This is a genomic window from Micromonospora sp. NPDC005257 (genome assembly GCF_042872445.1).
Taxonomy (GTDB): domain Bacteria; phylum Actinomycetota; class Actinomycetes; order Mycobacteriales; family Micromonosporaceae; genus Micromonospora.
Genome location: NZ_JBIAKL010000005.1, coordinates 103,432 through 125,329 on the forward strand (window position 1 = coordinate 103,432; position 21,898 = coordinate 125,329).

Annotated in this window: 20 protein-coding genes; 11 read left to right on the forward strand and 9 right to left on the reverse strand. The window is 73.9% G+C overall.

What is annotated here, in order from left to right; all coding sequences use genetic code 11:
• Nucleotides 1-38: 38 nt before the first annotated feature.
• Together ACFYO8_RS12690 and ACFYO8_RS12695 are read right to left on the reverse strand one after the other, a co-directional pair.
• Complete coding sequence (locus ACFYO8_RS12690) at nt 39-296, reverse strand: DUF6457 domain-containing protein (protein WP_354866571.1); 258 nt, start codon at nt 294-296, stop codon at nt 39-41.
• Nucleotides 293-904 (reverse strand): NTP transferase domain-containing protein, encoded by a 612-nt coding sequence (locus ACFYO8_RS12695; RefSeq protein WP_354866569.1) that lies wholly within the window; start codon nt 902-904, stop codon nt 293-295. Before ACFYO8_RS12695 ends, ACFYO8_RS12690 begins: the two co-directional genes overlap by 4 nt.
• Nucleotides 905-1,097: 193 nt before the next feature.
• On the opposite strand from ACFYO8_RS12695, the gene fdhD reads away from it, so the two are divergent.
• Complete coding sequence (gene fdhD, locus ACFYO8_RS12700) at nt 1,098-1,952, forward strand: formate dehydrogenase accessory sulfurtransferase FdhD (protein ID WP_354866567.1); 855 nt, start codon at nt 1,098-1,100, stop codon at nt 1,950-1,952.
• Between the two features lie 4 nt (nt 1,953-1,956).
• Here fdhD and ACFYO8_RS12705 read toward each other — a convergent pair whose 3' ends face one another.
• Nucleotides 1,957-3,123 carry a DUF4192 domain-containing protein gene (locus ACFYO8_RS12705; protein WP_354866565.1) on the reverse strand — a complete coding sequence of 389 codons (1,167 nt, stop codon included), beginning with the start codon at nt 3,121-3,123 and terminating at the stop codon, nt 1,957-1,959.
• A gap of 152 nt (nt 3,124-3,275) precedes the next feature.
• Between ACFYO8_RS12705 and ACFYO8_RS12710 the strand changes: the two genes are divergently transcribed.
• The 5 genes from ACFYO8_RS12710 (at nt 3,276) to ACFYO8_RS12730 (ending at nt 10,014) form a co-directional block, all read left to right on the forward strand.
• Nucleotides 3,276-4,190, forward strand: coding sequence for a fructosamine kinase family protein (locus ACFYO8_RS12710; RefSeq protein WP_354866563.1), 915 nt, complete (start codon nt 3,276-3,278; stop codon nt 4,188-4,190).
• The gene (gene moaA, locus ACFYO8_RS12715; RefSeq protein ID WP_387189211.1) at nt 4,187-5,203 is read left to right on the forward strand and encodes a GTP 3',8-cyclase MoaA; all 1,017 of its coding nucleotides are present in this window, start codon (nt 4,187-4,189) and stop codon (nt 5,201-5,203) included. The genes ACFYO8_RS12710 and moaA overlap by 4 nt, the downstream gene beginning before the upstream one ends.
• Nucleotides 5,204-5,205: 2 nt before the next feature.
• On the forward strand, nt 5,206-5,451 hold the full coding sequence (locus ACFYO8_RS12720; protein ID WP_354866559.1) for a MoaD/ThiS family protein: 246 nt from the start codon (nt 5,206-5,208) through the stop codon (nt 5,449-5,451).
• A gap of 11 nt (nt 5,452-5,462) precedes the next feature.
• On the forward strand, nt 5,463-6,734 hold the full coding sequence (locus ACFYO8_RS12725) for a metallophosphoesterase (protein ID WP_354866557.1): 1,272 nt from the start codon (nt 5,463-5,465) through the stop codon (nt 6,732-6,734).
• Between the two features lie 94 nt (nt 6,735-6,828).
• Entirely contained in the window at nt 6,829-10,014 is a 3,186-nt protein-coding gene (locus tag ACFYO8_RS12730) for a UvrD-helicase domain-containing protein (protein WP_354866555.1), read from the forward strand.
• Nucleotides 10,015-10,024: 10 nt separating this feature from the next.
• Here ACFYO8_RS12730 and ACFYO8_RS12735 read toward each other — a convergent pair whose 3' ends face one another.
• A complete protein-coding gene (locus ACFYO8_RS12735; protein WP_355094874.1) occupies nt 10,025-10,660 on the reverse strand; it encodes an A24 family peptidase in 636 nt (211 codons plus the stop codon).
• Between the two features lie 692 nt (nt 10,661-11,352).
• On the opposite strand from ACFYO8_RS12735, the gene ACFYO8_RS12740 reads away from it, so the two are divergent.
• Together ACFYO8_RS12740 and ACFYO8_RS12745 are read left to right on the forward strand one after the other, a co-directional pair.
• Entirely contained in the window at nt 11,353-11,790 is a 438-nt protein-coding gene (locus ACFYO8_RS12740; RefSeq protein ID WP_387188684.1) for a hypothetical protein, read from the forward strand.
• Nucleotides 11,791-11,933: 143 nt separating this feature from the next.
• Nucleotides 11,934-13,169, forward strand: a complete 1,236-nt coding sequence (locus tag ACFYO8_RS12745) for an ATP-binding protein (RefSeq protein ID WP_354866549.1) — start codon at nt 11,934-11,936, stop codon at nt 13,167-13,169.
• A gap of 48 nt (nt 13,170-13,217) precedes the next feature.
• Here the strand turns inward: ACFYO8_RS12745 and ACFYO8_RS12750 are convergent, their stop codons facing one another.
• The gene (locus ACFYO8_RS12750) at nt 13,218-13,763 is read right to left on the reverse strand and encodes an N-acetyltransferase (RefSeq protein WP_354866547.1); all 546 of its coding nucleotides are present in this window, start codon (nt 13,761-13,763) and stop codon (nt 13,218-13,220) included.
• Between the two features lie 135 nt (nt 13,764-13,898).
• Between ACFYO8_RS12750 and ACFYO8_RS12755 the strand changes: the two genes are divergently transcribed.
• Both ACFYO8_RS12755 and ACFYO8_RS12760 read left to right on the forward strand, forming a co-directional pair.
• Nucleotides 13,899-14,444, forward strand: coding sequence for a DoxX family protein (locus tag ACFYO8_RS12755; RefSeq protein ID WP_354866545.1), 546 nt, complete (start codon nt 13,899-13,901; stop codon nt 14,442-14,444).
• A 208-nt stretch (nt 14,445-14,652) separates the two neighbouring features.
• Nucleotides 14,653-16,077 carry a glycosyltransferase 87 family protein gene (locus ACFYO8_RS12760; protein ID WP_354866543.1) on the forward strand — a complete coding sequence of 475 codons (1,425 nt, stop codon included), beginning with the start codon at nt 14,653-14,655 and terminating at the stop codon, nt 16,075-16,077.
• Between the two features lie 4 nt (nt 16,078-16,081).
• Here ACFYO8_RS12760 and ACFYO8_RS12765 read toward each other — a convergent pair whose 3' ends face one another.
• The 4 genes from ACFYO8_RS12765 to moaC are packed head-to-tail and all read right to left on the reverse strand — an operon-like array spanning nt 16,082 to nt 18,798.
• The gene (locus ACFYO8_RS12765) at nt 16,082-16,507 is read right to left on the reverse strand and encodes a molybdenum cofactor biosynthesis protein MoaE (RefSeq protein ID WP_354866780.1); all 426 of its coding nucleotides are present in this window, start codon (nt 16,505-16,507) and stop codon (nt 16,082-16,084) included.
• A 35-nt stretch (nt 16,508-16,542) separates the two neighbouring features.
• A complete protein-coding gene (locus ACFYO8_RS12770) occupies nt 16,543-17,802 on the reverse strand; it encodes a molybdopterin molybdotransferase MoeA (RefSeq protein WP_354866541.1) in 1,260 nt (419 codons plus the stop codon).
• A 37-nt stretch (nt 17,803-17,839) separates the two neighbouring features.
• The gene (locus ACFYO8_RS12775; protein ID WP_354866539.1) at nt 17,840-18,310 is read right to left on the reverse strand and encodes a MogA/MoaB family molybdenum cofactor biosynthesis protein; all 471 of its coding nucleotides are present in this window, start codon (nt 18,308-18,310) and stop codon (nt 17,840-17,842) included.
• Nucleotides 18,307-18,798 carry a cyclic pyranopterin monophosphate synthase MoaC gene (moaC, locus tag ACFYO8_RS12780; protein ID WP_354866537.1) on the reverse strand — a complete coding sequence of 164 codons (492 nt, stop codon included), beginning with the start codon at nt 18,796-18,798 and terminating at the stop codon, nt 18,307-18,309. The genes ACFYO8_RS12775 and moaC overlap by 4 nt, the downstream gene beginning before the upstream one ends.
• Nucleotides 18,799-19,348: 550 nt before the next feature.
• Here moaC and ACFYO8_RS12785 point away from each other — a divergent pair.
• Complete coding sequence (locus ACFYO8_RS12785) at nt 19,349-21,886, forward strand: bifunctional diguanylate cyclase/phosphodiesterase (protein ID WP_354866535.1); 2,538 nt, start codon at nt 19,349-19,351, stop codon at nt 21,884-21,886.
• Nucleotides 21,887-21,898: the final 12 nt, after the last annotated feature.

The window sequence follows — 21,898 nt, forward strand, 5'->3', positions numbered from 1 at the left end:
TACCCAGGCGCGACGGGGACCGAATCCCGCGCGAGGCGCTATTCCTCAGGTGTGGAACCGCCCAGGTCCACCGGCCAGGAGCCGGCCAGCGCGATGAGCCGCTCGGCCGCCGCGGCCGGGTCCGCGCCGCGCCCCACCGCCACCCCCAGCAGGTACGCGGTGACCGGCGCACCGGGCCGGACCACCTGGTGGGCCACGTCCCGGGCCACGTCGAGCACTGCCGACACGGGCACGCCCGCCGGGTCCAGGTCCAGTTCGGCGCAGACCGCCGTGACCCAGTCGTCAAGCACCGTCATCTCGTCCACTCCTCCGCCCGGCGTACGTCCTCGTCAGTGTCGCAGTCGAACCAGGGCGGCGGCCCTGAGCCGGACCAGGACACCTCCCGTACCGGAATCCCGGCGAGCAGCCCGCGTACCGGCGCACCGTCGAGCGAGCCGCCGCGCGTCGCGGCGAGCCGGTCGAGGGCGGCCCGCAGGGCGGGCACCCGCCAGATGGCGCAGAGGTGCTGGCGGCGGCCGTCACCGTCCACGTAGCAGGCGAGCGCGCCGGCCGGCCCGTCGAGCGGAACGTCGAGCGCACGTCGCAGCTCGGCCACCGCTGCGGCAGTAAGTAGCGGCAGGTCGGCGGCGAGCAGGGCGACTGTCGTCGTACCGGGGTCGAGCAACGCCGACCCGGCCGCTGTGGCGGCCACCGGACCGCCCCCGGGCGGCTCCTCCCGGGTCGTCCGGACTCCCCTCGGCACGGGGCCGGACGAGCCGACCACGATCCGCTGGTCTGCGTCAGTCACCGCCTCCAGCACCCGGTGCAACATCGGCCGGCCGCCGACCGCACGGGCCGGCTTGTCCACCCCGCCCATCCGCCGGGCCGCGCCACCGGCGAGCAGGATCGCCGCGTACCCCGTCACCGCCTCACAGTAGCGACAGCCACGACCGCCGCATCCCGGCTCGGGCCGGCGTTGTGCGGCGGTTCCGACGTCGATCGACCGCTCCTCGCCGAAGTGGTGGCGATCATCGGGCCGGGCAGGGCAGGCCGCACAGGCGAGGCGGAAAGGTGTGGGGCGAGGTGCGGGCGGCGGGGCGCCCGGGGAGGATGGCGGCATGGGACGGGCGACGGACAGGCATGCTGTGCTGCGGATCGACCTCGGCGCGCGGCACAACGGCCGAGGACGGATCCGGCGGCAGGACACCCTGGCGGTGGAGGAACCGCTGGAGATCCGCGTGGGCGCGGCCGGACCGGGCCGGCGCCGGCCGCTGGCGGTGACGATGCGTACGCCCGGCGACGACCTGGACCTGGCGATCGGCTTCCTGCTCACCGAAGGACTGATCCGGTCGGCGGAGGACGTGCACACCGCGCAACTCTGTGCCGGGGCGGAGACCCCGAACACCTACAACGTGGTCGACGTGGTGCTCTCGCCCGGAGTGCCCGAGCCCGTCACCGACCCGTCGCGCAACTTCTACACCACCAGCTCGTGCGGCGTGTGCGGCAAGGCGAGCATCGAGTCGGTGCGGACCCGCTCGCAGTTCGTGGTGCGGGACGACCCACTGGCGGTCAGCGACGAACTGTTGGCCGGGCTGCCGGACCGGCTGCGCGCGGCGCAGCGCGCCTTCGACCGCACCGGTGGCCTGCACGCCGCAGGTCTCTTCACCCCCGACGGGGAGCTGGTCGTGCTGCGCGAGGACGTCGGGCGGCACAACGCGGTGGACAAGGTGCTCGGCTGGGCCACCCGGGAAGGGCGGCTGCCGCTGGCCGGGCACGTGCTGCTGGTCTCCGGACGGGCCAGCTTCGAACTCACCCAGAAGGCGTGGATGGCGGGTGTGCCGCTGCTCGCGGCGGTGTCCGCACCCAGCACGCTCGCGGTCGAGCTGGCCGAGGAGGCCGGCATGACGCTCGTCGGCTTCCTGCGCGGGCCGACCATGAACGTCTACACCGGCGCGGAGCGCGTCGGCGGGTGACGGCTCACCCGCGTGGCCGGCGTCGGCGACGCCGGAGGACCGCGCCGCCGTCGGAATCCGGCCACCCGTCCAGCGCGGCCGGGGCGACGCCGCGGCGGAGCGCCTCGTCGAGCAGCACCGCGAGCGAATAGCCGGGGTGGGCGGACAACACCCGTTCCAGGGCGACGGCCGCGAGTGCCCCGTATCCGGATCGCCAGGCGGCGAACGCGAGCAGACATCCCGGCGCGGCGATCAGGTCCGGCTCGGCGCGTCGCAGCACGTCCGTCCAGAGGCTGATGTCGTCGTCCCGGCCATCGGTGCGGGACCACGCGTGGTCGCGCACCGCCACGCGGGTGAGGAGCACTGTCAGCCAGGCCACCTCGTCGTCGTCCAGCCGCTCACCGCGCCGCTGCCGGCGGAAGGCGGCGCGCACGGCCGCCGTGCCCGCCGTCCGCACGGCCCGAGGCTCACCGCCCGATCCGGCACCGGCCACCGGGACCGACGGCTCCCCACCCACGCCGGCACCGTCGGCCCGGACCGGTGACTCCGGGGCCGGTCCGGGCTCGCCTTCCGGTGCGCCGCCCGCCGGAGGACTCCCGGCCGTCGGCGTGGACGGCCGTCCGGTGAGTGCGGCCAGGCGGAGACGGGCCCGGGCGGTGGCCCGGCGCATGGCGAGCCGGACCGGCCCGCCGAGCGGGGACACCTGCGCCGCGAGCGCCGCCCGGTCGGGCAGCGCCACCTGACCGGCGAACACCGCCGCCGCGCTGACCCGGCTGGCGGCCGGGTCGTACGGGGTGCCATCGGGTGGGCAGCAGGACGGCTCCGCGCACAGGTAGGAGAACCAGCGGCCCTCGGTGACCCGCAGCGCGTCGAGCACCACCAGGCCGGTGGCGGTCAGCGCCTCGCCGATCGCGTCCACGATCCCCGTCACCCGGGAAGCCGGACCGTAGCCGACGACGGTGGCGGCATCGGCGTCCTGCCGGGCCACCACCTGCGCCAGGTGCCGGGCCGCCGGACCGGGATCGGCGCCCGGTGCGGGCAGGTCGCCGCGGGCGGCGAAGAAGACGCGCCGGCCGCGTACCGCGACCACCACGATGCTGTCGGCGGGGTGGAAGCCGAGCAGGTAGGGCACGGCCGCCACCATGTCGGCGGGTGAGCGGACGGAGAGGCGCGCTGGCTCGGTGGAGTTCATGCCGGGAGCCTGGGCGGCCGGACGACACCGCGTCGGCCCCTGTGGACGACACGCGGTCCATCCACAGATACGGAGCGTATCGGCGCAGGTCAGCGGCGATCGGCGACGCCGCAAGGTACACAGATGTCCGGGGTACCCGTTACCTTGCGCACATGGACCTGGCGTACCTGCGGGCACACCCGGAGCACCTGCCGACCTTCCTGACCCACCAGCGGATCCGGGAGACCCCGGTCTCCGGCGGCGAGATCTGCGCCGCCTCCCGGCTCACGCTCGACGACGGGCACTCGGTGTTCGCCAAGACCTGGCCGGAACGGGCCGCGCGTCCGTTGCCGGAGGGCTTCTTCGCCGCCGAGGCGGCCGGGCTGCGCTGGCTGCGCGAGCCCGGTTCGGTGCCCGTACCGGACGTGATCGTCACTCTGCCCGGCCTGCTCGCGCTCGACTGGGTGGAGCCCGGCGAGCCGACGCCGGAGGCCGCGGAGGCGTTCGGCCGCGACCTGGCCGGGCTGCACCGCGCCGGGGCGCCTGCCTTCGGCGCGGACTGGGCCGGCTTCATCGGCGCGCTGCCGCAGGACAACACGCCCGACCCCGGCCCGTGGGCGGACTGGTTCGCCCGGCGCCGTCTCCTGCCCTATCTGCGCATGTCGGTCGACGGCGGCGCGCTCGACCGACCCGGGACGGCGCTCGTCGAGCAGGTCGTCGACCGGATCGGCGAGTTCGGCGGGGACGAGCCGCCGGCCCGGCTGCACGGCGACCTCTGGCCGGGCAACCTGATCTGGGGTGCCGACGACCGGGTCTGGCTGGTCGACCCGGCCGCGCACGGCGGGCACCGCGAGACCGACCTGGCGCAACTCGCGCTGTTCGGTGGCCCTCCGCACCTGGATCGGATCATGGCGGCCTACCGGGAGGCGTGGCCGCCGGGTGACGGGTGGCGGGAACGTGTGCCGCTGCACCAACTGCACCTGCTGCTCGTGCACACCGCGATCTTCGGAGCGGCATACGCGGATGCCGTGCGCTCCACCGCTCGGGCCGCCCTCCGAGGGCTCGACCGCGCTACGGTCGACGGATGAGCGCCCCCCGGACGACGACCGACGGCCTTCTCGCCGACCGGTACGGCCGTGTCGCCCAGGACCTGCGGGTCTCGCTCACCGACAAGTGCAACCTGCGCTGCACCTACTGCATGCCGGCGGAGGGCCTGCCCTGGCTGGCCAGTCCGCAGTTGCTCAGCGACGACGAGGTCGTCCGGCTGGTGGGTGTCGCGGTGACCCGGCTCGGCATCACCGAGGTGCGCTTCACCGGCGGTGAGCCGCTGATCCGGCCGGGCCTGCCGGGCATCGTCGCGGCGGTCGCCGCGCTCACGCCCCGGCCCCGCATCTCGCTGACCACGAACGGCATCGGCCTGGCCCGGATGGCGACGGCACTGCGTGCGGCCGGGCTGGACCGCGTGAACGTCTCGCTCGACACGCTGGACCGGGACCGGTTCACCGCGCTGACCCGTCGTGACCGGCTCGCCGACGTGCTCGCCGGGCTGGCCGGCGCGGCGGACGCCGGGCTGACCCCCGTGAAGATCAATTCGGTGCTGATGCGGGGCACGAACGACGACGAGGCGCCGGCGCTGCTCCGGTTCGCCCTGGCGCACGGCTACGAGCTGCGGTTCATCGAGCAGATGCCGCTCGACGCCCAGCACGGCTGGGACCGCTCGACCATGGTCACCGCCGACGAGATCCTGATCTCACTGCGCGCCGCGTTCGCGCTGACCCCGGACCCGTCCGATCGGGGTGCGGCGCCGGCCGAGACGTGGCTGGTGGACGGCGGGCCGGCCCGGGTCGGGGTGATCGCCAGCGTGACCCGGCCGTTCTGCGGCGACTGTGACCGCACCCGGCTCACCGCCGACGGCCAGGTGCGCAACTGCCTGTTCGCCACCGAGGAGTCGGACCTGCGCGGCGCGCTGCGTGACGGCGCGGACGACGAGGAACTGGCCCGGCGCTGGCGTGCGGCGATGTGGGTCAAGCGGGCCGGGCACGGCATCGACGACCCGACGTTCCTCCAGCCCGCGCGTTCGATGTCGGCGATCGGAGGCTGAGGGTGGAGCTGACCGTCCGCTACTTCGCCGGCGCCCGGGCGGCCGCCGGACGATCCGAGGAGACCGCATCCGCCGGCCGGTCGCTGGACGAACTCCTCGACGAACTGGCCGCCCGGCACGGCGAACGCCTCGGCGTGGTGCTGACGGCGGCGAGTTTCCTGGTCGACGGCGTCGCCTGTCATGATCGACGGGCGCTGTTGCCGGCCGGGGTGACGGTGGACGTGTTGCCGCCCTTCGCGGGCGGCTGAGGGGGGCACACGTGCTGGCCACGGCAACATTCCTGGGCTTCGTCGTGCTCGTGATCGGCCTGATCCACTTCTACCTGTGGAAGCGGCTGGTCCGGGACACCATGCGCCCCGGGCGGTGGCGGCGGGCCGGCACGGTGGCGATCGCGGCGCTGGCGGTGCTCGTACCGGTGACCCTGGCCGGCACGCGCACCGGCTGGTACTGGCTGGCCTGGCCCGGCTACCTCTGGGTCGCGCTCATGTTCTACCTGCTGGTGCTGCTGCTGGTGCTGGAGGCGCCGACCGCGGTGGCCCGGCTCGTGCTGCGCCGGCGGGCCCGCTCGGCGACCACCGCCGGTCCCGAGCCCGCGCCCGCACTCGTCGGCGCGGCCACCGCGGATGGTCCGGCGCCGCCGCCGGTCGACCCCACCGAGGCGCCGCCCGCCGGTACCGACGCGCCGGACCACGACCCCTCCCGGCGGCTGCTGCTCGCCCGTGGGGCGGCGATCTTCGCCGGACTCACCGCCGCCGGCATCACCGGGTACGGCGTGCGTACCGCGATCGGTCCACCGCAGCTCGACCGCGTGCAGATCCCGCTGGCCAAGCTGCCCCGCAGCATGGACGGGCTGCGCATCGCCACCGTCTCCGACATCCACCTCGGACCGTTGCGCGGCCGGGCGCACACCGAGCGGATCGTTGCCATGATCAACCGGATGGACGCCGACCTGGTCGCGGTGGTCGGTGACCTGGTCGACGGCACGGTGGCCGAACTGGGCGAGGCCGCCGAGCCGCTGCGCGACCTGCAGTCCCGGTACGGCAGCTTCTTCGTCACCGGCAACCACGAGTACTACTCGGGCGTGGAGGAGTGGGTCCGCGAGGTGGACCGGCTCGGCCTGCGGGTGCTCCAGAACGAGCGGCAGGAGATCCAGGCCCGGGGCGGTGTGCTGGACCTGGCCGGGGTGAACGACGTGAGCGCCGAGGGCACCGGGGTGGCCGGGCCCGCCGACTACGCCGCCGCCCTCGGCGACCGCGACCCGAGCCGGCCGGTGGTGCTGCTGGCGCACCAGCCGGTGGCAGCGCAGGAGGCGGCGAAGTTCGGCGTCGACCTCCAACTCTCCGGGCACACCCACGGCGGCCAGATGGTGCCGTTCAACCTGGCGGTGAAACTCGAACAGCCGGTGGTCTCCGGGCTCGGCGAGGTCGACGGCACGAAGGTCTACGTCACGAACGGCGCCGGTTTCTGGGGCCCGCCGGTGCGGGTTGGCGCGCCGCCCCAGGTGACGCTCGTCGAGCTGCGCGCGCAATAGCGTGCCGGGGCCGCCGAGTCCAGCACCGCATTGCTCAGGTCACCCGTACGCGTGGCGGCGGGCGGGCGGGGGACCGGACGTGACAGGATGCGGCGTGCCTCCGTTCAGCGCCGCACCCCCCGGTGGCCTCCCGCCATACGTCGCGGATCTGCACATCCACTCGAAGTACTCCCGCGCGTGCAGCCGCGACCTGACCCTGCCGAACCTGGCCTGGTGGGCCCGGCGCAAGGGCATCGGCGTGCTCGGCACCGGCGACTTCACCCATCCCGCCTGGTACGACCACCTGCGCGAGACACTGCACCCGGCCGAGCCGGGCCTGTACCGGCTCTCGCCCGACGCGGAGCGGGACGTCGCCCGGCGGCTGCCGCCCCGGCTCGCCAGCGAGGCGGAGGCCGACCCGGTCCGGTACATGCTCAGCGTGGAGATCTCCACGATCTACAAGCGCGACGACCGCACGCGCAAGGTGCACCACCTGATCTACCTGCCGGACCTGGACGCGGTGGCCCGGTTCAACGCCGCGCTGGGCCGGATCGGCAACCTCGGCTCGGACGGCCGGCCGATCCTCGGGCTGGACTCCCGCGACCTGCTGGAGATCACGCTGGAGGCGAGCCCGGACGGTTTCCTGGTGCCCGCGCACATCTGGACGCCCTGGTTCTCCGCGCTCGGCTCGAAGTCCGGCTTCGACGCGATCGCCGACTGCTACGCCGACCTGGCCGGGCACATCTTCGCGGTGGAGACCGGCCTGTCGTCCGACCCGGAGATGAACTGGCGGGTCGGCAGCCTGGACCGCTACCAACTGGTGTCGAACTCGGACGCCCACTCGCCGCCCGCGCTGGCCCGGGAGGCCACCGTCCTCACCGCCGCCCGCGACTACTTCGCGATCCGCGAGGCGCTGCGTACCGGCGACGGGCTCGCGGGCACCGTGGAGTTCTTCCCGGAGGAGGGCAAGTACCACGCCGACGGGCACCGGCTGTGCGGGGTGAACTGGTCGCCGGAGCGGACCCGCGAGGCCGGTGGACGCTGCCCGGAGTGCGGCAAGCCGCTGACAGTGGGCGTACTCAGCCGGGTCGAGGAGCTGGCGGACCGGCCGGCCGGGCACCGTCCGGCGCACGCGCGCGAGGTGACGCATCTGGTGCCGCTGGCCGAGATCCTGGGCGAGCTGAACCGGGTCGGCGCACGGTCGAAGAAGGTCGAGGGCAAGCTCAACGAGCTGATCGCCGCGCTCGGCCCGGAGCTGGAGATCCTCACGCGTACCCCGGTCGAGGAGATCGGCCGCGTCGGCGGCGAGCTGCTCGCGGAGGGCATCGGCCGGCTGCGCCGCGGCGAGGTGCGCCGGGTGCCGGGCTACGACGGCGAGTACGGCGTGATCACGCTGTTCGATCCGGCGGAACTGGGCGGCCCGGGTGCCGGCGCGGGGCAGGAGACGCTGTTCGACGTACCGGTGCCAGCGCAGCGGCGGCCGGCGGAGCCGGCGCCGAAGCCGAAGGCCAAGCGCCCGGCGGGGGCCCGGCCGGAGCCGAGGCGCACGCCGCCGCCCGCGCCTCCGATCGCGCCGCCACCGTCGCCGCACGAGCCGTTCGAGCCGATGCTCGCCGGGATGGAGGAGGTCGGCACCGGTCTGCTGGACCGGCTGGACGCGATGCAGCGGGTGGCCGCGTCCGCGCCGGGTGGTCCGCTGCTGATCGTGGCCGGTCCGGGCACCGGCAAGACGCGGACGCTGACCCACCGGATCGCGTACCTGTGCGCGGAGCTGAACGTCTTCCCGGACCAGTGCCTGGCGATCACGTTCACCCGGCGGGCCGCCGAGGAGCTGCGGCACCGGCTGGACGGGCTGCTCGGCCCGGTCGCCGAGGACGTCACGGTGGGTACGTTCCACTCGCTCGGCCTGACCGTGCTGCGGGAGAACGCGGCGGCGGCCGGGCTGCCGGCGGACTTCCGGATCGCCGACGACGCGGACCGGGCCGCGGCGCGCGCCGAGGCCGGTGCGGACGACGAGCGGTACGCGGCGCTGCTGCGCAAGCGGGACCTGGTCGACCTGGACGAGCTGCTGACGCTGCCGGTGGCCCTGCTCAAGGGGGACCGGAAGCTGGTCCGCGAGTACCGCGAGCGCTGGAAGTGGATCTTCGTCGACGAGTACCAGGACGTCGACGCGGTGCAGTACGAGCTGCTGCGGCTGCTCAGCCCGCCGGACGGGAACCTGTGCGCGATCGGTGACCCGGACCAGGCGATCTACTCGTTCCGGGGCGCCGACGTCGGCTACTTCCTGCGCTTCTCGCAGGACTTCACCGACGCGCGGCTGGTCCGGCTGAACCGCAACTACCGTTCCTCCGCGCCGATCCTGGCCGCCGCGGTGCAGGCCATCGCGCCGTCGTCGCTGGTGCGCGGCCGTCGCCTCGACCCGGCCCGGCTCGACCCGGAGGCGCCGTTGGTCGGCCGGTACGCGGCCAGTTCGGTCGCCGACGAGGCCGACTTCGTGGTCCGTACCGTCGACGAGCTGGTCGGCGGGCTGTCCCACCGCTCGCTCGACTCGGGCCGGATCGACGGGCGGGCCACCTCGCTGTCCTTCTCCGACATCGCGGTGCTGTACCGCACCGACGCGCAGGCCGCGCCGGTCGTGGACGCGCTGGCCCGGGCGAACATCCCGGTGCAGAAGCGCTCGCACGACCGGCTACGCGACCGCCCCGGTGTGCCGGCCATCGCCCGCGAGTTGCGTCACGCCGGTCTCGACGGTCCGCTCGCCACCCGGGTACGCCAGGCCGGGCAGATCGTGGCCGAACGCTTCGCCGTGCCCACGCTCGACGGCTCCGGCGCGGTACGCCCCGACGACGTCCGTACGGCGGTGGACCTGCTCGCCCCGCTGGCCCGGCGCTGCGAGGACGATCTCGACCTGTTCCTCAACCAGCTCGCCACCGGCGCGGAGGTGGACGCGCTGGACCCGCGCGCCGAGGCGGTCACGCTGCTCACGCTGCACGCCGCGAAGGGGCTGGAGTTCCCGGTGGTGTTCCTGGTCGGCGCCGAGGACGGCCTGCTGCCGCTGCGCTGGCCCGGCGCCGAGCCGGACGACGACGCGGTGGCCGAGGAGCGCCGGCTGTTCTTCGTCGGGCTGACCCGGGCGCAGGACCGGCTCTACGTCAGCCACGCGGGCCGGCGTGCCCGGCACGGCGCGGAACGCGACACCCGCCCGTCGCCGTTCCTCGACGTGATCGACCCGGCGTTGTTCGAGCGCCTGGACGCCGCCGAGCCCCGCCGCCCGAAGGACCACCAGCTCCGGCTGATCTGAGCGGCCCGCGTCAGGTCAGGACGGCGGCGAGCCACGCGCCGCCGAGCAGCGCCGGGCCGAACGGCACCGGCGTGTCCCGGCGTACCCGGCCGGTGGCGAGCAGGACGAGCACCGCGACTCCGGCGAGCACGTGCGGCAGGAGCAGCCCGAGGCGCAGGGCCGGCCAGCCGAGCCAGCCCAGCGGCAGCCCGAGCGCCGCGGCGAGCTTCACGTCGCCGAAGCCGAGCCGGGCGCGGGGCAGGAGCGTCAGCAGCGCGTACCCGGTGAAGGAGAGCGCGGCCCCGGCCACCGCGACGGCCAGGCGGCGCGGTTCGCCGGTGACCGCCGTGACAGCGGCCGGGCCGAGGCCACCCACGAGCGCGACCACGCCGACGAGCGGGTCCGGCAGTCGCAGCGCGGTCAGATCGGTGACCGCGAGGACCAGCCCTGCGACGGCGACGAGCAGCAGCGCGGGCAGCGCCGGATCGGCGCCCCGGGCGGCGGCGAGCCCGCCGAAGACCACGCCGCCGACCAGTGCGAACGCCTCCCGGCTCGGCGTGTGTCTCCCGGCGATCCGATCCGTGCAGATCGACCGGCCGACCGGGACGGCAGCCCATCCGGTCGCCGCACCGAGCAGCGCGACCCCTGTCACCAGCACCGCCGACACGGGGCGGGACGCTACCGCCCGGCGGGCTTCCCGGCCGTCCCGTCGACGGCTGGTCGCGGGGACCGGCGCGGGCTGCGCGTGGGCGAGTCCTGCAGCGGACAGACCAGCACGAGGACTGCCCAGATCAGTGCGGTCCGGCCGGTGGCGCCGCGGAATCGACGAGGTTCGTCGCACTCGTGGGGCGTGAGCTCATCGTGGGACCACGCTACGGTGGCCACGGCGTCGGCGTCGCCAGTTGGTGGCCGGCCCCTCAGCACTGGCGTACGCAGGAGGCGTTCATGTCGAACTTCGGTCCACCGGGCGGTGGCTCTACCGAGCCGTGGGGACGGCGCGACGACGGCTACGCCCCGCAGCCCGACCCGCGTTACCCCCCGCAGGGCGACCCGCGTTACGCCGCCCAGCCCGATCCGCGGTACGGCCCGCCGGACGCGCGGCCGTACGGCCCGCCCGCCGATCAGTACGGCCCGCCCGACCAGTACGGAACGCCCACCCAGCAGTACGGGCCCGCCGACCGGTACGGCCCGCCGGCCGATCAGTACGGCCCGTCGACGCAGCGCTACGAGCCGGGTCCGGCCTGGTCCCCCGGACCGCCGCAGCAGGGCCACCCGGCCGGCCCCTACGCCGGGCCGCAGTACGACGCCGGCCGGCCGCCCTACGCCGAGCCGACGCCGCCCAAGCGCGGAAAGGGCCCGTTGCTGGTGGTCGTGATCGTGCTGGCCGTGCTGCTGCTGGGCGGCGCCGGGGCGTACTGGATGCTGGGCCGGGACGAGCAGAGCCCGACCGGCGGCACGACCGCCGCCACCGCGCCGGCCGCGGATCCGACCGGGGCGGCGCCGAGCGAACCGGCCGACACGACGCCCACGACGGCGTCTCCGGCCTCCTCGACCGATCCGCGTTTCGTCAAGGCGGGCCAGTGCGTCGCCAACGAGGGTGGCGGCGGTCAGCCCAAGCTGGTGATCGCCGACTGCGGCCCGAAGACGTACGAGGTGCTGCGCCGCATCGACGGCGCGACGAGCGGCAAGAAGGACGCGGAGGCGAAGTGCGGGAAGGTGGCCGGTTACACCGACTGGTACTTCTTCGACAGCGAGCTGGACGCGCTCGACTTCGTGCTCTGCCTGAAGCGCCGCTGACGCTCCACGCGGGTCGGTAACCAAAACTAGGGCTGTCTAGCATCCACGCTAGACAGCCCTAGTTTTATCTCGACGCCGACACGCGGTAGCCGCCTCTACGCGCATCTAGCCTGGTCGCTAGAGAACCCGATACTGTGCGATTCGTGGATCCGGTCCGCAACCCGTACGCCCCGGGCGCCGGCCAGCGCCCGCCCGAACTCGCCGGGCGGGGGCGGGAACTGGACGTCTTCGACGTGGTGCTGGAACGGGTCGCCCGCGGTCGCCCGGAACGCAGCCTGATGCTCACCGGCCTTCGTGGAGTGGGCAAGACGGTCCTGCTCAACACGCTGCGCTCCGAGGCGATAAACCACCTCTGGGGCACCGGCAAGATCGAGGCCCGGCCGGACCAGTCGTTACGCCGGCCAATCGCCGCCGCGCTGCACATGGCGGTCCGTGAGCTGGCGCCCCGGCACCGTGCCCCGGACCGGATCGACGCGTTCCTCGGCGTCCTCAAGGCGTTCGCGCAACGCTCCGGGCCGACCGGCCGGGGCGGTGCGGCGCCCAAGCTGCGCGACCGCTGGCAGCCCGGCATCGACGTACCCGCCAGCAGCGGACGCGCCGACTCCGGCGACATCGAGATCGACCTGGTCGAGCTGCTGAGCGACGCGGCGGCGGTCGCCACCGACGTCGGCACCGGCATCGCGATCTTCATCGACGAGATGCAGGACGTCGGCGCCGAGGACGTCTCCGCGCTCTGCGCCGCCTGCCACGAGCTGTCCCAGCTCGGCGCGCCGCTGATCGTCGTGGGCGCGGGCCTGCCGCACCTGCCGGCCGTGCTCAGCGCCGCCAAGTCCTACTCCGAGCGGCTCTACCGCTACCAGCGCATCGACCGGCTCGACCGGATCGCCGCCGACCAGGCGCTCTGCGCGCCGGCCGAGCGGGAGGAGGTCGAGTACGAGCAGAAGGCCCTCGATCTGCTCTACGAGAAGTCCGGCGGCTATCCCTACTTCGTCCAGGCGTACGGCAAGGCCACCTGGGACCACGCGCCCCGCTCACCGATCACCGCGGCGGACGTCCGGGTCGCCGCGCCGGAGGCGGAGGCCGAGCTGGCGGTGGGGTTCTTCGGCTCCCGCTTCGAGCGGGCCACTCCCGCCGAACGCGAGTACATGCGCGCGATGGCCACGCTGGCGCTGGTGGACGGCGAGGAGGGCGGCCGGGACGACATGGACGCGGCGGTGCCGACCGCCGAGATCGCGCGCGCGCTCGGCCGCAAGCCGGCCAGTCTCTCCCCGGCACGGGACGCGCTGATCAAGAAGGGGCTGATCTACTCCGGTGAGCGGGGAACCGTGGCGTTCACGGTGCCGCACTTCGGCCGCTACCTGCGCACCCAGCCCGCCTGACGGTCCGGATCGCGTCGGCTCGGATCGCGTCGGCCCGGCCGCGTCGACTCAGACCCGCGACCACGGCGCCGGGAAGACCACCTCGCCGGCCGGCGGCGGTGGCTCGTCGCTCGCCGACGGCGGCAGCACCAGCGCCTGCCACGGCTCCCCCAGCCCGGACCAGGGACTGGTGAGGCCGAGCCGGGCCGCCGGGCCGAACCCGAACCGCCGGTAGTAGGCCGGATCGCCGAGCACCACCACCAGCCTTTCCCCCAGCTCGGTCGCGGCATCCAGCGCCGCCTGAACCGCGGCCGTCCCGTGCCCCAGCCGCTGCCGGTGCCGGGCCACCGCCACCGGGCCCAGTGCCAGCGCCGGCCAGGTGCCGCGTCCGGTGCGTACGCCGACGCGCGTGAGCAGCGCGTACGCCACCACCTCGCCGCCGTACTCGGCGACCATGGCCAGCTCCGGGATCCACGCCGGGCTGTGTCGCAACTCCTCGACCAGGCCCACCTCCGGTGGGGCGGCCACGTCGGGCCGGGCGAAGGCGGCGGCCAGCACCCGGGCCACCGGCGCCTCGTCGGCCGGGCCCTCCGGGCGCAGTCGCAGCGTCGTCACCCGCGCGACCTTACCGAACGCGACGGGTCCATCCGCGACTGTCGCTGAAATCGATACCGTTCGGACGTCCACGTCGGCCCATACCTTTCGTGTGTTGCGGGGATGACGACGCCGCCGACGGGGTAAGACTGAGCCATGAAGCCCGTGCGTTCCCTCGCCCGAGTCATGTTGAGCGGCATCTTCGTGGTCAGCGGCGCCCGCAACCTGCGCAACCCGGAACGCGTGGTGCAGGCCGCGGAACCGGTCACCGGGAAGGTCGCCCCGCTGATCCGGAACGTCCACCCCCGCATCCCCACCGACACGGTCTCGCTCATCCGCGCCAACGCCGCCGCCCAGCTGGCCGGCGGCCTGATGCTCGCCACCGGCCGGTTCACCCGGCCGGCCGCGCTGGTGCTCGCGGGCACGCTGATCCCGACCACCGCCGCCGGTCACCCCTTCTGGACCAACGACGACCCGGCCACGCGCACCAGCAACCAGGTCCACTTCCTGAAGAACCTCGGCCTGCTCGGTGGCCTCCTCCTCGCCGCCGCCGACACCGAGGGCAAGCCGGGGCTGCGCTGGCGCGCGGGCCACCGGATCGACCACTCGCGCCGGTCGGTGAAGCGTGCGGTCCGCACCGCGCGCCGCGAGGCGAAGATCGCCGTGCGCTCCGCGGCGACCGCCCGCCGGATGCCCGGCTGACCAGGCGTTTCGTACGGCCCACCACCCCCCGCCAAGGCCACCAATCACCTGAACCGTCCGACACCCGTTAACGCGGTGGAAATGTCGCAAACACGTGTGGGATCGGACACGGTCGTGTAACGCGGGAGGCAGCAACGTGAGGCGCCGTTCTAGGCTCCGTTCTGGACCTGAACGGGTACGACGACCTTGGTACGGGGGTGGCCACGCCATGCCGACGACAGTCGGTAGACGGACCAACCGCCTCGCCCCGGCCTCCCGCGTCGACCGCCGGATCGTGGTGCGTCTCGGCGTGGTCGCCGCCGTGTCGTACGCGGCGTGGCTCGCCATCGGCGCCTTCGGACGGCCCTACAACTTCTTCGACATGAAGATCTACCACGGCGCGGTGCTGTGGTGGGCCGGTGGCGACGGGCTGTACGACTTCGTCGCGCCCTCGACCACGCTGGGCTTCACCTACCCGCCGTTCGCCGCGCTGGTCATGCTGCCGATGTCCTGGCTCCCGGTCAACGGCGCCGGTTTCGTCAACGGGATGGCCAGCATCGGCGCGCTCGCTGTCGTCCTCGCGGCACTGCTCCGTCCCATCGTGGACCGGCTCGGCTGGCCGCTCTGGTTCAGCGTCGGCATCGCCACCCCGCTCGCCGTCGCCATCGAGCCGTCCCGGGAGACGCTCGGCTACGGGCAGATCAATCTGCTGCTGTTTGCGCTGATCATGGCGGACATGGTGGGCCTGCGCTGGCGGGCCAAGCGGGGCACCCACCATGAGACAGCCGACTCTCCGCTGGCCCGGTTCGTCTACAGCGGCGCCTGGGCCGGTGTGGGCATCGGGCTCGCCACCGCGGTCAAGCTCACCCCGGCGCTGTTCGTGGTGTACCTGATGCTCACCCGGCAGTGGCGGGCCGCGCTCACCGCGGTCGGCACCACGATCGGCGTGACCATCGCGACGTTCGGCGTGCTCGGTGAGGAGTCCCGCGCGTACTTCACCGGGGTTCTCTGGCAGACCGAGCGGGTCGGCGCGGCGGACATGACCGCCAACCAGTCCCTCGCCGGACTGCTGGCGCGGCTCTACGACTCGATCGAGACGCCCGGCCTGCTCTGGCTGGCGTTCTCGGTGCTGGTCCTGGCGCTGGGCCTGTCCCGGGCGATGAGCGCCCGCGCCGACGGCGACGAGCTGACCGCGTTCACGCTCGTCGGGCTCACCGCCAACGTGATCAGCCCGATCTCCTGGTCGCATCACCTGATCTGGGTCATCCCGGCGATCATCGTGCTGGCCGACGCCGCGGTACGCCGCCGCGAAGCCAGTCGCGGCCTGCCGTTGCGCGGCACCGGCGGCCCCTCGGCCAACGGCGTGCCGGCGCTGCGCCCGCCGATCTGGTACCCGACGCTGACCGGACTCCGCCACGGCGCCGGCGCGCTCGGGCTCTACCTGCTGTTCCTGATCTCACCGATCTGGCCGTACGAGCACCAACTCCCCGAGGTGTCCCACTACCAGGACGGCCTGTTCGGCGCGCTCATGGAGAACTCCCTGGCCATCGCGCTGATCGTGCTCGTCACGGCGCTGCCGTGGCGCCCCGGTGCCGAGCCGGCGTTCTACCACGACCGGTTGGGCCGCACCGCCGCCCTCGCCGCCCGCCGCTGAGCCCTCAGGGGCAGTTCACCCACTCCTCGGTGCCGTCGTCGAAAACCTGGCGCTTCCAGATCGGGAGCCGCGCCTTCACCTCGTCGACCAGCCGGGCGCAGGCGACGAACGCGGCCGCCCGGTGCGCCGTGCTGACCGCGGCCACCAGCGCCACGTCCCCGATCTCCAGCGGGCCGATCCGGTGCGACACCGCCACCGCGTACACCTGCGGGTCGGCTGCGATCTCGGCCGCCACCTCGCGCAGCACCGCCTCGGCGGTGGGGTGGCCCTCGTACTCCAGCCGGGTGACCACCCGCCCGTGGTCGTGGTCGCGGACCACGCCCTGGAAGGACACCACCGCCCCGGCCCGGCGGTCGGTGACCGCCGCCTCGTGCGCGGCCAGGTCGAGCGGCCGGTCCGTGACCGTGCCGAGGACCACGCCTGCTCCCACCGTCACGACGTCTCCCGTCGGCTCGTTCGTCACGCTCACCCGAATCGCTCCCCCGGGGTCAGCGGCAGCGGCACGAGCGGCACCCGGTCGCCGGCCGCGCCGCTGGTGCCGGGCCGGATCACCGCGAAGCCGTCGGCGCCGGCCAGCCCGCGCAGCATCGCCGAGCCCACGTGCCGCACCGGGTACGCGGTCCCGGCGACCCGGTCCCAGCGGGCCAGCGCCAGATGGGTGTAGGCGCCGCGTCCGGCAACCGGCTCGGCGAGCGTCACCTGCGGCAGCACCGGCATCGGCCGGCCGGTGAGACCGGCGAGCAGCGGCGCGACGAGCGACACGAGCGCCACCACGGCCGACTGCGGGTTGCCGGGCAGGCCGGCCACGAACCGGACCCGCCCGTCGCCGTCCACCAGCCGGGCGAGCAGCATCGGGAAGCCGGGGCGCACCGCCACCGTGTTCACCACGTAGTCGGCGCCGAGCGCCTCCAGCGTCGGGTGCAGGTGGTCGACCGGGCCGTGCATGGTGCCGCCGGTGGTGCAGATTACGTCGGCGTTGGCGAGCGCGCCCCGCACCGCAGCGACGTGCGCGGGCAGCGTGTCGGCGACCGGGCCGACCACGTCGGCCGCGCGCACCTGGCAGCCGTAGCGGCGCAGCCAGGCCGGCACCGACGGACCGAGCGCGTCCCGGACCCGCCCGGCGCCGGGCGGACCCGAGGTGAGCAGTTCGTCGCCGAAGACCAGCAGCGCGGCCCGGGGCGGGCGGCGGACCCGCAGCGTGTCGTGCCCGCAGGAGGCGGCCAGGCCGATCACCGCCGGGTCCACCGGCGTGCCGGCGGGCAACAGTTCCTCCCCGAGGCACGCCTCCTCGCCCGGCTCCCGCCACTCCGGCGCCGGGCGGGGCGTGCCGGTCACCAGGCCGTCCGCCGTACGTGTCGACTCCTCGATCCGCAGGATCGCCGTCGTGCCCTCGGGCACCATCGCGCCGGTGGCGATCTCCACGGTGCTGCCGTCCGCCTCCAGCGGCGGCGGGGTGTGCCCGGCGAGCACCCGCCCGACCACCCGCCACGGCCCGGGACCCCGCACCGCCCAGCCGTCCACACTGGAGGTCGGGAACGCCGGCAGATCGGTGCGCGTGCTCAACGGCTCGGCCAGCGTGTGCCCGTCGGCCTCCGCCAGCGGGCGGGCGACGGCGGGGAGCGCGGCGGACAGCCCCACCGCGTACACCCGGGAGCGGGCCTCATCCCACCCGGCGGGGGGTGGCGTGCCCGCCTCGGCCGCGGCGGCTTCGGTTTCCGTGCTCATCCGGCGAGCCTAGCGCCGGGACACGTGCCGCGCGGGTTCAGTGGTCGCCGCCGCGAAGCTGGTCCACGGCGTGGCGCAGGATCGGCCCGAGCACCGCCAGGCCGTCGCGGGCGCCGCCGCGCGAACCGGGCAGGTTGACCACGAGCGTCCGGCCGGTCACCCCGGCCAGCCCTCGGGACAGCGCGGCCGTCGGCACGGTGTCGCGGCTGTGCGCGCGGATCGCCTCGGCGATGCCGGGGATCTCGTAGTCGAGCAGCTCGCGGGTCACCTCGGGCGTGCGGTCGGTCGGGGTGACGCCGGTGCCACCGCTGGTCAGCACCACGTCGACGCCGTCGGCGCGGGCCGCGCGCAGGGCGTCGCCGACCGGTTCGCCGTCCGGCACCACCACCGGGGCGTCGACCTCGCACCCCAGCTCGCGCAGCCCGGTCACGAGCAGCGGGCCGCTGGTGTCCTCGTAGACTCCGGCGGCGGCCCGGTTGGACGCGACGATCACCCGGGCCCGGATCACGGCCGGTCCTCCGGCCGGGCCCACTCGCCGGTCTTGCCGCCCTCCTTGCGGAGCACCCGGACGGCGTCCACCGAGGCGGCCGGGTCGACCGCCTTGACCATGTCGACCAGGGCGAGGCCGGCGACCGCCACCGCGGTCAGCGCCTCCATCTCGACGCCCGTACGGTCGGCGGTCCTCGCGGTGGCGGTGATCTCCACCGTGTCGGCGGTGAGGTCGAGGTCGACTGTGACGCCGTGCAGCGCGATCGGGTGGCAGAGCGGGATCAGGTCGGGTGTGCGCTTGGCCCCCATGATGCCGGCGAGGCGGCCGACGGCGAGCGCGTCGCCCTTGGGCAGGCCGTCTCGGCGCAGTAGCTCCACCACCTCGGCCGTGGTGCGGAGGCGGCCGGCGGCGACCGCGAGCCGGCCCGAGACCGGCTTGGCGGAGACGTCGACCATCCGGGCCGCACCGGCCGGGTCGACGTGGGTGAGCTGCGTGGTTTCGGGCACGGCCCGACCCTATCCAGCAGCCGGATATCCACCAACTGTTCCTCCGCGCGCGCCGAACGCGCTGAATCAAAATTATCCGCACCCGGGTGGACCGTGCGAAATGCAGACTTATGGAAGATAGCACTCAATACTCCGCCGACGTTCCGGTGCCGGAGAGCGACGAGGCTTTTTCAGTGAGTTGTCGTGGCGGATGTTACGTAAGGGGAAACCGAACGGCTACAGACACCCGGTGCGGAGGAGCTTGATAATCCCACTTGAAAGGATGCACTGAATACGCGTTCAGTCTCCAACCAAAGACCGAGCGTAACAAGAACCAGGTGCATTGGCGCAATATGCGCATATGGACATCTAATGGGATGTATCAGGGCCTAAAAGCCATAACATGTTCGACGTTGGATGGGCCGGCAGCGCCGGTTCCGGGGGTCGAACGAAGGGGCGAGGCCATGCGCGGCAACGACTGGCTGTGAAGCGAACTTCCGAGGGCGCCTGAGCGGGCCGTAGAGTACGGACACACGCACCGCTACGAACGAGCGCGGTGGAGGCAGACCACGTGACTCGCGCCCACGCACGCGACAATGGGACCGATCGGCGGCTCTTGCTGCTTGTCGGTCTCGTCGTGTTTCTGGCCGGCCTGGCCACGCTGGCGAGCATCCACCTGATCGCCGCCGGCGACCTGGTCACCCAGAAGGACGTCACCCGCGCGGCGACGATCGCCTTTCTGGTCGCCGCGGCCGCGACGGTGAATGTGCGAATCCGCATTCGCGCCACCACCCACGGCGTTTCCTGGACGGACGCGGCAACCGTGATCGGGCTCGCCGTCGCACCCGTGCCATGGGTCGTCATCGCCACCGGCGTCGGTGTCGCCGTCACCCGCCTCATCGGTCGCCTCCCCCCGATCAAGCTGGTCTTCGGTATCGCCAAGGAGATGACGCTGGCGGCGGCCGGAGGCCTGGTCCTCATCGCCGCCGGCTGGTCCTGGCCCTGGTCCGGCCCAATCAGCCGCTCACTGCCCGCCCTGGTGCTGGCCTACGTGACAGTCGTCGCCCTCGACGAGCTGCTCACCTTCCCGGTCCTGGCCTTCGCGACCGGGACGCCGATCCGCAAGCGCTTCCGGGAGCAGTGGGACCTCCGGCTGGCGAGCGTGCTCGCCCGCTTCTCGGTGATCGTGTGCACGCTGCTCATCCTCCGGATCGACCCGACCTTCCTGATCGTCGTACCCCCTCTCGTGCTGAGCCTGCATCTCGCCTACTCCAGCCGGCTTCGCAATCGCGCCGAACGGGAAGCCTGGCAACGGCTGGCCCGGACGACCGACGCATTGAATGTAGTCGATCTGAATCGGGTACTCACGACGGCCGTCACACAGGCGACCGAGCTGTTCTCCGCCGACGAGGTGGAAATCGAACTGCGTGAGGAAGCGCTGGTGGTACGCGGCGTCGGCGGAGCGATCACCTACCGCGGCCCGGCCGGTGAACCGAGCTCGATCGAAGGTTCGGTGCTGACCAACCGCCTCGAAGGCCACGACCGGACCGTCGACGTCGGCGTGCTGCGGCTACGGTTCGCCGGGCCGGTGGAATTCTCCGAACGGGAGGAGTACACGCTGCGCACCTTCGCCTCCGCCCTCTGCACCGCGGTCCGCAACGCCCAGGCGTACGCCGAACTCGCCCGCATCGCCGAGGACCACGCCTACGCCGCCACCCACGACGCCCTCACCGGCCTGTCCAACCGCCGGCACCTGCTCGACGAGGGCGGCGCCCAGCTCACCACCCGGCACGCCGACGGCGTCACCGCCCTGGTGCTGATCGACCTCAACCACTTCAAGGAAGTGAACGACACCCTCGGCCACGGCACCGGCGACCGGGTGCTCATCCAGGTCGCCGAACGGCTGCGCGACGCGGCCCGCCCCGACGACCTGGTCGCCCGGCTCGGCGGCGACGAGTTCGCCGTACTGCTGCGCGGCCTGCCCGCCCCGGCCGTCGCCGCCCACCGCGCCGAGGCCCTGCTCGCGGCGCTGCACGACCCGCTCGACCTCGACGGCATGCGGATCAGCGTCGAGGCCAGCGGCGGCATCGCCGTCGCCCCCGCCACCGGCGGCATGGCGGAACTGCTACGCCGCGCCGACGTGGCGATGTACCAGGCCAAACGAGCCGGCCAACGGGTCGCCACCTACGCGCCCGCCCGCGACACCGCCGACCTGAGCCGGCTCACCCTCGGCGGCGAACTGCCCCGCGCCGTGGCCGACCACGAGTTCACCGTCAACTTCCAGCCCATCGTCGACCTCGGCAGCGGCCAGGTGATCGGCGCCGAAGCCCTGGCCCGCTGGCACCACCCCACCCACGGGCTCATCGACCCGCTGCGCTTCCTCGAAGCGGTGGAACGCTCCGGGCTGCTCCCCGCGTTCGCCGAGGCCATCCTCGACCAGGCGCTCATCGCCGCCGGCTCCTGGCGCGACGCTGGCTTCGACCTGCCCGTCTCGGTGAACGTGTCCCCGCGCAGCCTCCTCGACGCCCGCTTCCCCGGCGCGGTGCTGGCCCGGCTACGAGCCCACGACCTCCCGCCGGACCGGCTCGTACTGGAACTCACCGAGACACTCACGCTCAGCCAGCTCGACGTGGTCGACCGCGTACTCAGCCGGCTACGTGACTCCGGCGTCCGGCTGGCACTCGACGACTTCGGCACCGGATACTCGTCGCTCTCCCTGCTCTCCCGCATCCCCGTACACGAATTGAAGATCGACCGCAGCTTCGTCGGCGCGATGGAGACCGCCCCCGAAGCCGCCGCCGTCATCCGCTCGACCCTCGACCTCGGCCGCAGCCTCGACCTCACAGTCGTCGCCGAGGGCGTGGAGAGCGAACCGCAACGTCGCGCGCTCTGGGAACTCGGCTGCGCCGCCGGGCAGGGCCACCTGTTCGCCCGGCCACTGCCCGCCGCCGCGCTGCTCGCCACCCTCCAACGCGGCCACGGCGGCCGGACCGGCGCGCTCGCACCGGCACTGCACGACGCTGGCGCCGTGATCCGCCTCCCCGGCCGCCGCACCGGCCGCACCCGCCCCTCACCCCCCGCCGCCACCGGCGACGCCCGGCAACCCTGACCCGGCCGGGGC

Coding starts and splice junctions, on each gene's coding strand:
- ACFYO8_RS12690 (WP_354866571.1), bottom strand. CDS start 296: ATGACGGTGCTTGACGACTGGGTCACGGCGGTCTGCGCCGAACTGGAC.
- fdhD (WP_354866567.1), top strand. CDS start 1,098: ATGGGACGGGCGACGGACAGGCATGCTGTGCTGCGGATCGACCTCGGC.
- ACFYO8_RS12705 (WP_354866565.1), bottom strand. CDS start 3,123: ATGAACTCCACCGAGCCAGCGCGCCTCTCCGTCCGCTCACCCGCCGAC.
- ACFYO8_RS12710 (WP_354866563.1), top strand. CDS start 3,276: ATGGACCTGGCGTACCTGCGGGCACACCCGGAGCACCTGCCGACCTTC.
- moaA (WP_387189211.1), top strand. CDS start 4,187: ATGAGCGCCCCCCGGACGACGACCGACGGCCTTCTCGCCGACCGGTAC.
- ACFYO8_RS12755 (WP_354866545.1), top strand. CDS start 13,899: ATGAAGCCCGTGCGTTCCCTCGCCCGAGTCATGTTGAGCGGCATCTTC.
- ACFYO8_RS12760 (WP_354866543.1), top strand. CDS start 14,653: ATGCCGACGACAGTCGGTAGACGGACCAACCGCCTCGCCCCGGCCTCC.
- ACFYO8_RS12770 (WP_354866541.1), bottom strand. CDS start 17,802: ATGAGCACGGAAACCGAAGCCGCCGCGGCCGAGGCGGGCACGCCACCC.